Below are 14,246 nucleotides of genomic sequence, written 5' to 3' on the forward strand. Positions count from 1 at the left end.
CACCACGCGCGGCGGGCACTGGCCCGCCGTTGCCGTTTCACGGACATGCCCCATGACTTCCCGCTTTCTGACCCGTGCCCTGCTGTCGCTTGGTGCCGTGCTGTCGGCGTCGCTGGCGCTGGCCGATGATGCCGCCGATGCGGTGCGCGCCGCCCCGGCCACGCCGGAACCCGCCACCCGCGCCGACTGGCGCACCGAGCCGCATCTGAACATCGTTCCCCGCACCAGTGCCGAGGCCGCGCGCATTGCCCGTGTCACCGCCCCGACGAGTGATTTCACCGCCCCCGAGGCGTTCGAACAGAACCCCGCCGGCGCCGCGACCACGCGCTATATCCCGACGGCGGACGCGTTTTCCCAGTTCTCGGACAATATGCCGTTCGAGGACGAGATGAATTTCAAGCTGGGCAATGGCATTTTCCGCAAGCTGTGGGTGGGGGCGCCGTCCTCGACCCGTGGCAGCGACGGGCTGGGACCGCTGTATAATGCGCGGGCCTGTCAGAACTGTCACATCAAGGACGGGCGCGGCCATCTGCCCAAGGGGCCGGATGACAGCCGCGTCTCGGCCTTTCTGCGGCTGTCGGTGCCGGGCGGGCCGGATCAGCCCGCTATTCCGGGTTATATTCCCACCCAGCCGGACCCGGTCTATGGCGGCCAGTTGCAGGATCTGGCGCTTGAGGGTTATCTGGCCGAGGCACGGATGGGCATCACATGGTCCGACCTGCCGGTCACGCTGGACGATGGCACGGTGGTGGTGCTGCGCCAGCCGTCCTATTCCGTCGACGCGCCCAATTACGGCCCGGTTCATGCCGATCTGATGATCTCACCACGGGTGGCGCCGCAGATGATCGGGCTTGGCCTGCTGGAGGCCGTGCCGGTGGCCGATATTCTGGCTTTGGCTGACCCACAGGACAGCGATGGCGACGGTATTTCCGGGCGTCCCAATATTGTCTGGTCGCATGAATATGACCGCCCGATGCTGGGGCGTTTCGGTCTGAAAGCCGGGGCGCCGACCATCAAGCACCAGTCAGCAGGCGCGTTTGCCGGGGATATGGGGCTGTCAAACCCGCTGTTTCCCGACCCGTCCGGCGAATGCACCACGGCGCAGACAGACTGTCGCACCGCCCCGGCCGGGCAGGAACCCGGAATCCGTGACGGGCTGGAGGTTGACAGCCAAAGCCTTGACCTTGTGACGTTTTATTCGCGCAATCTGGCGGTTCCGGCGCGGCGCAATCTGGATGACCCGCAGGTGCTGCGCGGCAAGGAAATCGCCTATGCCATCGGTTGCACCAGCTGTCACAACCCCAAATTCGTGACCCACCGCCTGAAAGGCCAGCCGGAACAAAGCTTTCAGCTGATCTGGCCCTATACCGACATGCTGTTGCATGACATGGGCGAGGGGCTGGCCGATCAGCGCCCGGAATCGCGCGCCGATGGCCGGGAATGGCGCACCGCACCGCTGTGGGGGATTGCGCTGAACAAGCAGGTGACCGGGGTTGAAAGCTATCTGCATGATGGCCGTGCCCGCACCCTGCTGGAGGCCGTGCTGTGGCATGGCGGCGAGGCGCAGGCCGCCCGCGATGCGGTGGTGTCGCTGTCGGAAGATGATCGAAAGGCGTTGATTGCATGGCTCGAATCCCTCTGATCGCGGTCTGTGCGGCGCTGGCTGTGTCGCTGGCCGCGCCCGCCCGTGCCGACCTGCCGCAGGCGGTTCAGGACGTGATCCTGCCCGCCTATGACCGGCTGGCCGCCAGCAGCGCGGCCCTGGCGCAGGCGGCGCAGGACGATTGCCAGCCGCAGGCGCTGGAACAGCCCTATCAGGCGGTCTGGGACGATTGGGCGCGCATCGACTTTCTGCGGCTGGGTCCGGTGGAAACCGGGGGCCGGGCGCTGGCGATCAGCTTTTGGCCCGACCCCAAATCCTCGGGGCGGCGGGCGCAGCAGGCGCTGATCGCATCCGCGCCCGCGACGATCGACGACCCCGACGCCTTTGCCCGGCTGTCGGTGGCAATGCGCGGGCTGACCGGGCTGGAACGGCTGATCTTTGCGCCGCGACTGGACGGGGACGATGAGGTGCTGTGCCGCCTGCGCCGCGCCACGGCGACGGATCTGGCCCGCAATGCCGCCGCCATTCGCGCCGAATGGGACGGGTTCGCGCCGCTGCTGCTGGAACCGGGCGGGGCGGGCAATACCAGCTTTCTGAACGCAACCGAATCGCGGCAGGCCCTGTTCACCCAGATCGTGACCGGGCTGGAATACACCGCTGACACCCGGCTTGGCCGCCCGATGGGCAGCTTCGACAAGCCCCGCCCCGAACGCGCCGAGGCGCTGGCGGCGGGGCGCAGTCAGCGCAATGTCGTCGAATCGCTGCGGGGGATGCGCGACCTGACGCTGGCCCTGCACCCGGATGCGCCGCGCAGCCGCGCCGGGTTTGACCGCGCTCTGGCCCTGGCCGAGGCACTGGACGACCCTGTTTTCGCGGGCGCCGCCGATCCGCAAAAGCGCCTGCATATCGAGGTTTTGCAACAGGCGATCAAAGCCACGCGCGAGGCGGTGCAGGCCGAAATCGGCGGGGCGCTGGGGTTAAGTGTGGGGTTCAACGCCAAGGATGGCGACTGATGGCTGACCGGCGCACATTGCTGAAGGGGCTGGCGGCGGCCATGCTGATGCCGCATCGCGGATGGGCCGCCGTGGGGGCGCCGCAATGGCTGGCCGCGGCCCGGCAACCGGATGGCACGTACGCGCTGTTCGGCATTGACGCGGCGGGGCAGCTGACCTTTTCGGTGCCGCTGCCCGGACGCGGACATGCCGCCTGCGCCCACCCGCACCGGGCGCAGGCCGTGGCCTTTGCCCGCCGCCCCGGCACATTCGGCGTGGTGCTGGACTGTCGCAGCGGCACGGCCCTGCGCCGCCTGACCCCGCCCGAAGGCCGCCAGTTCAACGGCCACGGCGCATTTTCTGCCGATGGGCGCTGGCTTTACACCTCGGAAGTGGTGGCGCAGGGGTCTGCCGGGCGCGTCGGGCTGTGGGATGTGACGGCGGGCTATGCCCGTGCGGGGGAATGGGACAGCCACGGCATCGGCCCGCACGAGCTGCGGCTGTTGCCCGATGGCGGCATCGTGGTCGCGAATGGCGGCATCCAGACCGACCCGCAGGACCGCACACCGCTGAACCTTGATACGATGCAGCCCAATCTGACCATTCTGGACCCGCAGGGCCAGTTGCGGTCCAGCCGCGCCCTGCCGGTGGATCTGGCGCAGAATTCCATCCGCCATCTGGCGCTGACCGGCGATGGCGTGGCTTTCGCGATGCAATGGCAGGGTGATCTGGCCGAGGCCGTGCCGCTGTTGGGTCTGGCCCGCGACGGCGCCGCGCTGACCACCTGTCCCACCCCCGAACCCGAGGCTCGCGCGATGCAGGGCTATGCCGGGTCGGTGGCGGCGCATGACGGTCTGATCGTGCTGACCTCGCCGCGCGGCGGTGTGGCGGCGATCTTTGATCAGGACGGCGCGTATCGCACCAGCCTGCGCCGGGCCGATCTGTGCGGCGCGGCACCGGCGGCGGATGCGCCCTTTACCCTGACCGATGGCGGTGGCGCGATCTGGGCCGCCGACCCGGACGGGCTGTGGCTGCGGGCGCGGCATGATTTGTCCTGGGACAACCACTTGGTGCGCATCGCCGCCTGACGCGACGTCACGGCGCGGTTTTGCCACATCCCGCCCGATACGCTATCGCTGTCGCTGCGCCGCCGCATAAATGTTACAGCGCCATGATACCCGCAGCAGGGGCCGTCGCGCCCATGCCGGACTGGAGAAATGTGAATGATTCTGGAAAACCGCACCTTCGATGAAATCGAGATCGGCGAAAGCGCCGAACAAATCCGGCTGTTAAGCGTGGACGACATCTTTACCTTCGTGGCGGCCTCGGGGAATTACAATTCGATGCATCTGCCGGGCGAGGATGGCGACGGCGATGGTGTGGCCGATGGCGTGGCCCCCAGCATGTTGCTGGCCTCGCTGATCTCGGGGGTGCTGGGGACACAACTGCCGGGGCCGGGGACGCTGTATCTGCGCCAGACGCTGAACTGGGGGGCGCGCGCCCATGCCGGGGAAACGCTGGTGACGCGGGTCGAGGTGACGGAAAAGCATGATGACGGCACCATCGCGCTGGAAACGCAGGTGCTGCGTCAGGATGATGGGGAAATGGTGGTGCGCGGCACCGCGCAGGTCATCGCCCCCCGGCACAAGGTGCGCAGCGATGACAGCCAGTTCCCCGGCCTGATCCTGCAAAGCCACCGCCATTTCGAGGCGCTGCTGGAAAAGGCCAGACCGCTGCCGGCGCTGCGGACCGCCGTTGTCTGCCCTGACGAGGTAAACTCGCTTGGGGGGGCGGTGCAGGCGGCGAAAGAAAGCATTATCGAGCCGATCCTGATCGGCAAATCCGACCTGATCCGCGCTGCGGCGCAGGATCTGGGGGCCGATATCAGCGGGTTCGAGCTGATCGACGAAGCCGACGACCGCAAGGCCGCCGCGCTTGGCGTGGCGCTGGTGCGCGAGGGCCGGGCGCAGGCGCTGATGAAGGGGCATCTGCACACCGACGACCTGTTGCGACCGATGCTGGACAAGGAAAAGGGGCTGCGCGTCGGGCGTCGCTTTACCCATGTTTTCGTGCTGGACATTCCCGGCCTGCCGCATCTGCTGACCATCTCGGACGCGGCGATCAATATCGCGCCGGATCTGAAAACCAAGGTCGATATCGTCCAGAACGCCATCGACCTTGTGCGGTCGCTGGGGGTCGAAACCCCGCGCGCCGGTATCCTGTCGGCGGTCGAGACGGTAAACCCCGATATCCAAAGCTCGCTTGACGCGGCGCTGCTGTCGAAAATGGCCGACCGTGGCCAGATCCGGGGCGGGCTGGTCGACGGGCCGCTGGCGATGGACAACGCTGTCGATCTGGCCGCCGCGCGCACCAAGGGCATCAAGTCCGAGGTCGCCGGTCAGGCCGATATTCTGATCGTGCCCAACCTTGATGCCGGCAATATGCTGGCCAAGCAACTGACCTATATCAGCCATGCCGAGGCCGCCGGTCTGGTGCTGGGGGCCAGTGTGCCGGTGATCCTGAACTCGCGCTCGGACGGGCAGATGTCGCGTCTGGCCTCTTGCGCGGTGGCGGCGCTGCACCATGACCGGATGCGCGGGGGCGGAAAATGATGCAGGACGCGATCCTGACCCTGAATGCGGGGTCGTCTTCGCTGAAACTGGGGCTGTTTCCGGCGCGCGGTGCCGGGATGCTGGCCACCGGGCTGGTCGACCAGATCGGCGCGAATGGCCGGCTGACGCTGAAGGACAGCAAGCGCCGGGATATCCCCATCGGCCAGCACCCGCAGGCGGCACTGGCCGATCACGAGACCGCGCTGAAAACCGTCCTGAAAGTGCTGACCGAGGTGTTTCCCGACACCCGCGTGGTGGCTGTCGGGCATCGGGTGGTGCATGGCGGAACGCTGTTCAACCGTCCGGCCCTGCTGGACGATAACGTTATTGTCGAGCTGGAAAAACTGGAACCTTTGGCGCCGCTGCACCAGCCCCATAACCTTGCCGGTATCCGCGCCGCACGGGCGGCCTTTCCGGCGGTGCCGCAGGTGGCGTGCTTTGACACCGCGTTCCACCGCTCGCATCCATGGGTGAATGACACGTTTGGCCTGCCGCGCAAATTCTATGACCAGGGCATCCGGCGTTATGGGTTTCATGGCCTCAGCTATGACTATATCTCGGGCGAGCTGGCGCGCATGTATCCGTCGCTGGCGGCGGGCCGGGTCGCGGTGGCGCATCTGGGCAACGGGGCCTCGATGTGCGGTCTGCGGCACGGGCAGTCGATGGTGTCTTCGATGGGGTTTTCGGCGCTGGACGGGCTGCCGATGGGCACCCGCTGTGGCCAGCTGGACCCCGGCGTGGTGCTGTATCTGATGCAGCACGAAAAGATGAATGCCGACCAGATCGCGGATCTGCTGTATCGCGAATCGGGGTTGAAGGGGCTGTCGGGCCTGTCCAACGATATGCGCGCGCTGGAACTGGCCGGCACGGTCGAGGCGCGGCAGGCCATCGAATATTTCACCTTCCGCATCCGGCGAGAGCTGGGGGCCACTGCCGCCTGTCTTGGCGGGCTGGACGGGATCGTGTTCTGTGGCGGGATCGGGGAAAATTCCGCCCATATCCGGGCGCTGGTCTGTGAGGATATGGAATGGCTGGGGATCGAGCTGGACCCGGCGGCGAATGACGCCAATGACCGCGATATCGGCAGGTCGGGTGCCCGCGTCAGGGTCATGGTCATCCCCACGGATGAAGAAAGCGTTATCGCGCGCGGGGTGCGGCAACTGGCGCTGGCGCGGGGCTGATCCGCGGTCAGGGGCGCTGCCCCATCGCCGCTGCGCGGCGATTCCCCGGGATATTTGGGCCAAGATGAAAGGGGGTGCATTGCCCCCCTCGCTTCTGTCCCAAATACCTTCGGGGTGAATGGCCCCCCAAAGGGGCCAGAGGGGCGCGAGCGCCCCTTTTCCTTACTGGCGGGCGATGAAATTGGTGACGGTGGCGCGCAGATTGGTCACGCCGCGCGCCCTGGCCTCGTCAATGGCGGCGCGCAGGCCGGTCAGGCTGGTCTCGCGGATCAGGTGTTTGATCGGCCCGATCGAGGCCGGGCGCATCGACAGCCGACGAAAGCCGATGGCGGCGAAGGTCAGCGCCTCGATCGCGCGGCCTGCATCTTCGCCACAAAATGACACCGGCACGCGGGCGGCATTGCAGCGCGCCACGATCATTTCAAGCAGGTTGATGAAGGACAGATCCAGCGTGTCATAGCGGCGGCGCACGCGCTCGTTCTCTCGGTCGGCGGCGAAGAAGAACTGTTTCAGGTCGTTCCCCCCGACCGAGATAAAGTCGCACATCTCGAAGAACCGGTCCGGCGCAAAGACCAGTGACGGTGTTTCCAGCATGGCACCGACGCGGATGTCAGCCGGAATCGGGCGCCCAAGCTGTTGTTCGCGCGCGATTTCCTGCATCAGCATCTTGTGGGCTGCCTCGTATTCGCCCATTTCCGCCACGAAGGGGAACATCACATGCAGCGGCCGCCCCATGGCCGCGCGGATCAGCGCCTGAAGCTGCATCCGCAGCACCCCGCGTTTGTCCAGCCCCACGCGGATGGCCCGCCAGCCCATGGCCGGGTTCGGCTCTTCCTGGGGTTTCATATAGGGCAGCACCTTGTCGGACCCGATATCCAGCGTGCGGAACATCACCGGGCGGCCCTGTGCGTTGTCCATGACCCGCGAATACAGCGCTGCCAGTTCCGACCGGCGCGGCACACGGGTGCGGGTCAGGAATTGCAGTTCGGTGCGGAACAGCCCCACGCCCTCGGCGCCCGATCCTTGCAGACTGGGCAGGTCGGCCAGCAGCCCGGCATTCATATACAGGCTGATCCGGGTCCCGCAGGGCGAGGTCGCCGGCAGGTCGCGCAGCCCGGCATAGCGGCTTTGGGCCTCGGCCTGCATGGCCATCTTGTCGCGAAAGGCATTGGCGACCGATTCCTCGGGGCGCAGATGCACCATGCCCAGATCGCCATCGACCATGATGGTGTCGCCGTTCAGGGCCTCGGTGGTGATCCGGCTGGCATGGATGACCAGCGGAATGGCCAGCGCCCGCGCGACGATGGCGGCATGGCTGCCGACGCTGCCTTCCTCAAGCACCACACCTTTCAGCTTGCGACCATATTCCAGCAATTCGGCGGGGCCGATATTGCGCGCCACCAGCACCGGGTTTGCGGGCATCTCGGCGCCGGTATCGCGGCCCTGCCCGGTCAGGATGCGCAACAGCCGGTTCGACAGGTCGTCAAGGTCATGCAGCCGGTCGCGCAGATAGGGGTCGGCGGCGCTTTCCAGCCGGGCGCGGGCGGCGGATTGTTCCTTTTCCACCGCCGCTTCGGCGGACAGGCCAAGGTCGATGGCCTCTTCCATGCGGCGCAGCCAGCTGCGGGAATGAGCGAACATGCGATAGGTTTCCAGAACCGCGCCATGTTCGCTGTCGACCCCCATTTCGGCATCGGCCAGCATGGTGTCGACGGTCTTGCGCAGCGTGTGCACGCCGTGCAGCAGCCGTTCCTTTTCGCGATGCGGGTCGTCGCCCACGGGGTTGGCGATGACCACGCGCGGCTCGTGCAGCCAAACCCGGCCTTCGGCGGCGCCTTCCTGTGCGCTGGTGCCGCGGATCAGCTGGGCAAAGCGATGCGCCAGCGGCATCCGGTCGTCGTCGCTGCCCAGAAAGGCCCCCAGCTCGGCCATTTCGGCCAGTACCATGGCCACGACCTCAAGGCCATAGATCTCGTCCTCGGTGAACTGGCGGGCCTCGGCGGACTGGACGACCAGCACCCCCAGCTTTTCCCCGACGCGCTGGATCGGCACCCCCAGGAACGAGGGGAAGACCTCTTCGCCGGTTTCGGGCATGAAGCGGAAACCGGGTTCCGAGGGCGCATCAGCGGTGTTGATATAGCGCCCGCTGCGGGCAACGCGGCCGACCAGACCTTCGCCAAGGCGCAGGCGGGTCTTGTGCACGGCCTCGGGGCGCAGCCCTTCGGTGGCGCACAGTTCCAGCGTGTCGGCGTCGCGGAACAGATAGATCGAGCACACCTGCGTGCCCATCGAATCGGCAATGTGATGGGTGATCTGGTCAAGCCGGTCCTGCCCGCCGCCGGGGGCCGCCAAAGTGTCCCGCAGCCGCCCCAGCAGCTTGCGCGATTCCTTGTCCGAACGCTCGGGCATGTCCCCCCTCAAGGTCGATCGGCAGCAGGCTGCCATGTGGTGCCGGGTGCGGCCTTACCCCCGTCGGGCGCACCGGCGGCGACGGGCCTTGCGCCCGTCACCGGTCGGGCGATCAGGCCTTGTCCAGCTCGAAAGCATCATGCAGCGCCTGCACGGCAAGTTCCATATACTTGCGGTCGATCAGCACCGAAATCTTGATTTCGCTGGTGGAAATCACCTTGATGTTGACGTTTTCATCAGCAAGTGCCTTGAACATGCGCGCCGCGACACCGGCATGGCTGCGCATCCCGATGCCGACGACGCTGACCTTGGCGACCTCGGTGTCGACGACCAGATCGTCATAGGCGATATGCCCGGCGGCGCGGGCCTCTTCCATGGCTTTCTTGGCGCGCTCGACCTGGTTGATCGGGCAGGAAAAGGTCATGTCGGTCACCGAACCGGGGTGATCCTCATAATCTTTTTCGCTGATATTCTGGACGATCATGTCCACGTTCACGCCTGCCTCGGCCAGCGGCTCGAAGATGGCGGCGGAAATGCCGGGGCGGTCCTCGACCGTGACCAGCGTGATCTTGGCCTCGTCGCGGGAATAGGCGACGCCAGAAACAACCTTGGATTCCATGATCTCATCCTCATCGCAGACCAGCGTGCCGCTGGTTTCGTCGGTATCCTCGAACGAGGACAGCACCCGCAGGCGGACATTAAACCGCATCGCCAGCTCGACCGAGCGGGTTTGCAGCACCTTCGCCCCCAGCGAGGCCAGTTCCAGCATCTCCTCGAAGGCGATGCGGTCCAGCTTGCGCGCGCGCGAGGTGATGCGCGGATCGGTGGTATAGATGCCGTCCACATCGGTATAAATGTCGCAGCGTTCGGCGTCGAACGCCGCGGCAAAGGCCACGGCGGTGGTGTCGGACCCGCCGCGCCCCAGCGTGGTGATGCGGTGATCGGGACCGACGCCCTGGAACCCCGCGACCACGGCCACCTTGAAGCCTTCGGCGAATTTGGTGTCCAGATTGTCGCGCGGGATCGACACGAAACGCGCGGCGGAATGCTGTGCGGTGGTGTTGATCGGCACCTGCCAGCCCTGCCAGCTGCGCGCCGGGACGCCCATTTCCTGAAGCGTCAGCGCCATCAGGCCGGCGGTCACATTCTCGCCCGAGCTGACGACGGCGTCATATTCGCGCGCGTCAAACAGGCCCGAGGTCTGTTCGACCCAGCCCACCAGTTCGTTCGTGCGCCCGGCCATGGCGCTGACGATGACGATCACGTCATAGCCACGCTCGACCTCGCGCCGGACCTTTTCGGCGGCGTTCTTGATGCGGTCAAGATCGGCGACAGAGGTGCCCCCGAACTTCATCACCAGAAGCGGCATTCCAACCCCCCGGCTAGCTGTCAAATACCGCGCGCTTCTAGGGCTGCGGGGCAGAAAGCACAAGCAAAATCGCGGGAATGCGCAATAATCCGTCGGCGCGGCCCCGGTCGCCGCCCGGTCGCGGGCCGGTGACGGATCGGCGCGGGATCAGCGGCGGGCGGGGCTGGCGGTGCCCGCGTCGCGGCACAGCCGGGCAAAGCGGGCGGGCGTGATGCCACGGGCGCGGGCAAAGGCGCGGGTCAGGTGGCTTTGATGGCAAAAGCCGCAGGCGCTGGCGACCTGTGCCACCGGGGTGCCGGCGCGCAGCAGCGTTTCGGCCCGTGCGATGCGGCGACGTTCCACCCAGCCATGCGGCGGCAGGCCAAAGCTGACGCGGAACATGCGCTGGAAATGCCACGGGCTAAGCCCCGCCTGCTGCGCCAGCACATCCAGCGTCAGGCTGTCGTCCAGATGTGCCTCGATAAAGTCGCGGATGCGGCGGGCACGTCCCGGTCCCAGACCCCCGCGCAGCCGGGGCGCGCGGGCGGCGCCAAGGCGCGGGTCGGTCAGGATGGTGCTGCGGATCTCGGCGGCGATTTCCTGACTGCGCAGCAAATCGCCCGCCAGACCGGCCCCGGTCAGCCCCGCCATCAGCCGCGACAGGCCCAGATCGTCCTCGAAGGTCAGTTCGGGCAGTTCCAGCCCCGCCGGGGCGCGGTCCAGTTCGTCGCACAGATGCGCCAGCAGGCTGTCATGCGGCAGATACAGATGCACAAAGCTGAAATCGCGTTCGGTGCCGATGGTCCAGTCCGAAGGCCCCCCTTGCGGCATCAGGCAGATGGTGCCGGGCCGCCCCTGCCGGGCCTGCGGCCCCAGCCGCCGCACCGTGTGCCCGCCTTGCAGATACAGGCTGAGGGTGTGGGTCGAGGGGTTTTCGTAATGCACATCGGCATTGCTGTTGGTCCATTGCGCCAGCATCGTGCCGCCCCCAAGGTCCAGCCTGTGGTCCAGCCGCGCATGGGGCGCGGCGCTGAGCGTGTCGAAAATATGCATCCGGCGGTCTGTCATAGCCCCTGATTAAGCCGCGACTGCCCGCCCCGGAAGCCCCGCCACGCCGGTGTGCGGGCGGTTTTGCGCAAGATCGTGCAATCCGTCGCGGTCCAAAGCTGTCAGACAGGCGGCGATGGCCGCAAGGGGCGGCTGTGACAGGGGGGCCGCAGGGGGCGGCTGGCCCGGAAGGATCTGGCCCGGAAGGATGTTGCGATGACCGGTTTTCTGTTTTTGTCCACGGTGCTGATCTGGGGCACGACCTGGCTGGCGATTTCGATGCAGATCGGGCCGGTGCCGGTGGTAACCTCGGTGTTCTGGCGCTTTGCGGTGGCGGCGGTGGTGCTGATGGGCTGGCTGGCACTGACCCGGCGCCTGCACTGGCCGGCACGGCGCGATATCGGCTGGCTGGTCTTGCAGGGGCTGTGCATCTTTGGGCTGAATTTCGTGCTGATCTATACCGCCGAAAGCCATATCGCGGGCGGGCTGGTTTCGGTCATCTTTTCGCTGGCCACGCTGTTTAACGCGGTGAATGCGCGCCTGTTCTTTGGCGAACGCATCACCGCGCGCATGGTGCTGGCGGCGCTGGTGGGGGTGTCGGGGCTGGTGGCGATGTTCTGGCGCGATGTCACCGCCAGCGGTCTTGCCGGTGACACGCTGCGCGGCATCGCCTTTGCGGCGGCGGGCACATATTGCTTTTCGCTGGGCAACATGGTGTCGCGGCGCAATTCCTGTGCCGGGCTGCCGGTCATGGTGTCGAATGGCTGGGGCATGACATTCGGCGCACTGTTGCTGGCGCTGGCGGTGGCCGTGTCGGGGGCGCCCTTTGCCCCGCCGCCGGATGGGCGCTGGCTGGGGGCGATGGCCTATCTGGCGCTGGTGGGGTCCATCGGCGGGTTTGGCGCCTATCTGGGGCTGGTGGCGCGGATCGGGCCGGCGCGGGCGGCCTATTGCACGGTGATGTTCCCCGCCGTGGCGCTGGCGCTGTCCTGGGCGTTCGAGGGCTATGTCTGGCACTGGCAGGCCGGGCTGGGGCTGGCGCTGGTCAGCCTTGGCAATGTCATCGTCTTTGCCCGGCTGCCGCGGCGGCGGGCGGCGGTCAGTTCCGCTTTGCCCGCGGAATGAAGGGCAGCGGGGCGATGGGGATGCCATCCTCGGCCAGTTTGCGGGCGTCCTCGGGCCGGGCCTCGCCGTGGATGGCGCGTTCGGGGCTGCGGCCCTCGTGGATGGCGCGGGCCTCGTCGGTAAAGCGCGCCCCGACATAGTCGGAATGGCTTTCGACATAGTCGCGCAGCTTTTCCAGTGGCGGTTTTTCTGGCGGCGGTGTCCCCGCGCCCAAGGGCACGGCCGGGGCCATCAGCGCCTTTTCCACCCGATCAGATCCGCAATGCGGGCAGGTGACATGCCCGGCCGCGCAGCTTTGCGCGAACCCCTCGGACGAGCGGAACCAGCCGTCAAAGCGGTGGCCGTTTTCGCAAATCAGGTCATAGCGGATCATGGCATGTCACATTCGGGCAGAACCCGCTGAATATCGGTGCTGCGCGGCGGCGCTGCAAGGGGCGGTCAGCCCGCAAGCGCCAGCAGCTGCGTCAGCAGCGGCCTCGCATCACCGGCGTGGTCGTCCAGCACCGCCCGCGCGGCGTGGCCCATGGCGCGGGCCTGCGCCGCATCCGCCAGCAGCGTGTCCAGCGCCGGGGCCAGCGTGCCGGTGTTGACCGCCCGCGCGCCCCCCGCCGCATCCAGCAGGGCATAGCCATCGGCGTGATTGGCCACGTCCGGCCCGTGCAGGATGGCACAGCAATGCGCGGCGGGTTCCCACGGCGTGTGCCCTCCGCTGCGGCCAAAGCTGCCGGCGACGATGCAGATGCCAGCGGCGCGATACCAGTCGGCCATTTCACCCAATGTATCGGCCAGCAGCACGGTTGCGCCCGCGCCACTGTCGCCGCTGGACCGGCGGCGCACCGATTGCCCGCGTGCGGCGATCAGCGCGGCAATGGCATCGCCCCGGCGCGGGTGGCGCGGGGCCAGAATCAGCCGCGCCTGCGGGTGGCGGGCATGGACGGACAGAAAGGCATCAAGGATCGCCGCGTCCTCGCCGTCATGGGTCGAGGCCGCCAGCACCGTCATGTCCCGTGCCGGGCTGTCAGCGGGCAGGGGGGTGCGCGCCGGGTCCAGCAGCTTCAGCTGGACCTGCGGCAGCCGGGCGCTGGCCGGGGCGCCAAGCGCCAGTAGCCGCGCCTCGCTGTCGGCATCCTGCGCGGAAAACGCCGCCAGCCGCGCCAGCACCGGCCCGACCAGCCCGCGCATCCGCCCCCAGCGCCGCGCCGAGCGCGCCGACAGCCGCCCCCCGATCATCGCCTGCGCCACCCCCCGCGCCGCCAGCGCGGCGGACCGGTTTGGCCAGATCTCGGATTCCACGGCGATATACAGCCGGGGGCGGTGATGGGCCAGAAACGTCTCCAGCGCCTGCGGGAAATCCAGCGGCGCCAGTTGCACCGCCATCGCGAAAGGCGCGGGATGTGCCGCCAGATCGCGCGCCAGCGCTGTGCCGGTGGTGCTGTTGGTGGTGATCAGCAGCGGGTGATGCTGGCGCAGCGCCGCGATGATGCGCGTGGCCGAGGCCAGTTCGCCCACCGAGGCAGCGTGCAGCCAGACCGGCCTGTCCAGCGCCGGTTGCTGAACCTGCGCCAGCCGCTGCGCCAGCGCCGGTTGTGCCAGCCCCGCCCGCAGCGCCAGCGCCGCAAGCGGCTGTGCCAGACGGGTCGCAAGACGATACAGCATGGGCGCGTTCCTGATATGCACCGGGCAGACATGCACCGGCCAACAGCCGAAAGGGACCATAATCGCAGGAAGCGGAAGTGGAGGTGGGTACCGGAATCGAACCGGTCTTCACGGATTTGCAATCCGGTGCGTAACCTCTCCGCCAACCCACCGCCGGTCATGAGGTGTGGCAGGGATAAAGCAACCCGGCGACACGCGCAAGGGGGGATGGCCCCGGTCGCGCCACCCGGTTCGTGGGGCGCGGCGTCATGGCGCGCTGCCGGTTGCCCCGCG

At 67.5% G+C, this 14,246-nt stretch carries 11 protein-coding genes and 1 tRNA gene; 6 read left to right on the forward strand and 6 right to left on the reverse strand.

Annotated features, from left to right (window positions below):
* The first annotated feature begins 52 nt into the window (after positions 1 to 52).
* The 5 genes from ACFXP9_RS00295 (at position 53) to ACFXP9_RS00315 (ending at position 6,388) form a co-directional block, all read left to right on the forward strand.
* Positions 53 to 1,642 carry a di-heme oxidoreductase family protein gene (locus ACFXP9_RS00295; protein ID WP_397207562.1) on the forward strand — a complete coding sequence of 530 codons (1,590 nt, stop codon included), beginning with the start codon at positions 53 to 55 and terminating at the stop codon, positions 1,640 to 1,642.
* Positions 1,624 to 2,616: an imelysin family protein gene (locus ACFXP9_RS00300; RefSeq protein ID WP_397207564.1), complete on the forward strand. Its 993-nt coding sequence runs from the start codon at positions 1,624 to 1,626 to the stop codon at positions 2,614 to 2,616. Before ACFXP9_RS00295 ends, ACFXP9_RS00300 begins: the two co-directional genes overlap by 19 nt.
* Complete coding sequence (locus ACFXP9_RS00305; RefSeq protein ID WP_397207566.1) at positions 2,616 to 3,683, forward strand: DUF1513 domain-containing protein; 1,068 nt, start codon at positions 2,616 to 2,618, stop codon at positions 3,681 to 3,683. Before ACFXP9_RS00300 ends, ACFXP9_RS00305 begins: the two co-directional genes overlap by 1 nt.
* A 135-nt stretch (positions 3,684 to 3,818) precedes the next feature.
* Positions 3,819 to 5,207, forward strand: coding sequence for a bifunctional enoyl-CoA hydratase/phosphate acetyltransferase (locus ACFXP9_RS00310; protein ID WP_397209906.1), 1,389 nt, complete (start codon positions 3,819 to 3,821; stop codon positions 5,205 to 5,207).
* Positions 5,207 to 6,388: an acetate/propionate family kinase gene (locus tag ACFXP9_RS00315; protein WP_397208164.1), complete on the forward strand. Its 1,182-nt coding sequence runs from the start codon at positions 5,207 to 5,209 to the stop codon at positions 6,386 to 6,388. Before ACFXP9_RS00310 ends, ACFXP9_RS00315 begins: the two co-directional genes overlap by 1 nt.
* 162 nt (positions 6,389 to 6,550) lie before the next feature.
* Here the strand turns inward: ACFXP9_RS00315 and ptsP are convergent, their stop codons facing one another.
* From ptsP to ACFXP9_RS00330, 3 genes are all read right to left on the reverse strand, one after another.
* Entirely contained in the window at positions 6,551 to 8,797 is a 2,247-nt protein-coding gene (gene ptsP, locus ACFXP9_RS00320; protein ID WP_397207570.1) for a phosphoenolpyruvate--protein phosphotransferase, read from the reverse strand.
* 112 nt (positions 8,798 to 8,909) lie between these two features.
* Positions 8,910 to 10,166, reverse strand: a complete 1,257-nt coding sequence (locus tag ACFXP9_RS00325) for an aspartate kinase (RefSeq protein ID WP_397207572.1) — start codon at positions 10,164 to 10,166, stop codon at positions 8,910 to 8,912.
* Between the two features lie 147 nt (positions 10,167 to 10,313).
* A complete protein-coding gene (locus ACFXP9_RS00330) occupies positions 10,314 to 11,198 on the reverse strand; it encodes a helix-turn-helix domain-containing protein (RefSeq protein ID WP_397207574.1) in 885 nt (294 codons plus the stop codon).
* A gap of 210 nt (positions 11,199 to 11,408) precedes the next feature.
* Here ACFXP9_RS00330 and ACFXP9_RS00335 point away from each other — a divergent pair, with 210 nt between their 5' ends.
* Positions 11,409 to 12,317, forward strand: coding sequence for a DMT family transporter (locus ACFXP9_RS00335; RefSeq protein ID WP_397207576.1), 909 nt, complete (start codon positions 11,409 to 11,411; stop codon positions 12,315 to 12,317).
* Here the strand turns inward: ACFXP9_RS00335 and ACFXP9_RS00340 are convergent.
* From ACFXP9_RS00340 to ACFXP9_RS00350, 3 genes are all read right to left on the reverse strand, one after another.
* Positions 12,292 to 12,690 (reverse strand): DUF1178 family protein, encoded by a 399-nt coding sequence (locus ACFXP9_RS00340; protein ID WP_397207578.1) that lies wholly within the window; start codon positions 12,688 to 12,690, stop codon positions 12,292 to 12,294. The genes ACFXP9_RS00335 and ACFXP9_RS00340 overlap by 26 nt on opposite strands.
* Before the next feature lie 65 nt (positions 12,691 to 12,755).
* Positions 12,756 to 13,973 carry a 3-deoxy-D-manno-octulosonic acid transferase gene (locus tag ACFXP9_RS00345; protein WP_397207580.1) on the reverse strand — a complete coding sequence of 406 codons (1,218 nt, stop codon included), beginning with the start codon at positions 13,971 to 13,973 and terminating at the stop codon, positions 12,756 to 12,758.
* Positions 13,974 to 14,051: 78 nt separating this feature from the next.
* Positions 14,052 to 14,125: transfer RNA gene (locus ACFXP9_RS00350), tRNA-Cys, on the reverse strand.
* Positions 14,126 to 14,246 lie beyond the last annotated feature (121 nt).

This window comes from Paracoccus jiaweipingae (assembly GCF_044335505.1).
GTDB lineage: Bacteria > Pseudomonadota > Alphaproteobacteria > Rhodobacterales > Rhodobacteraceae > Paracoccus.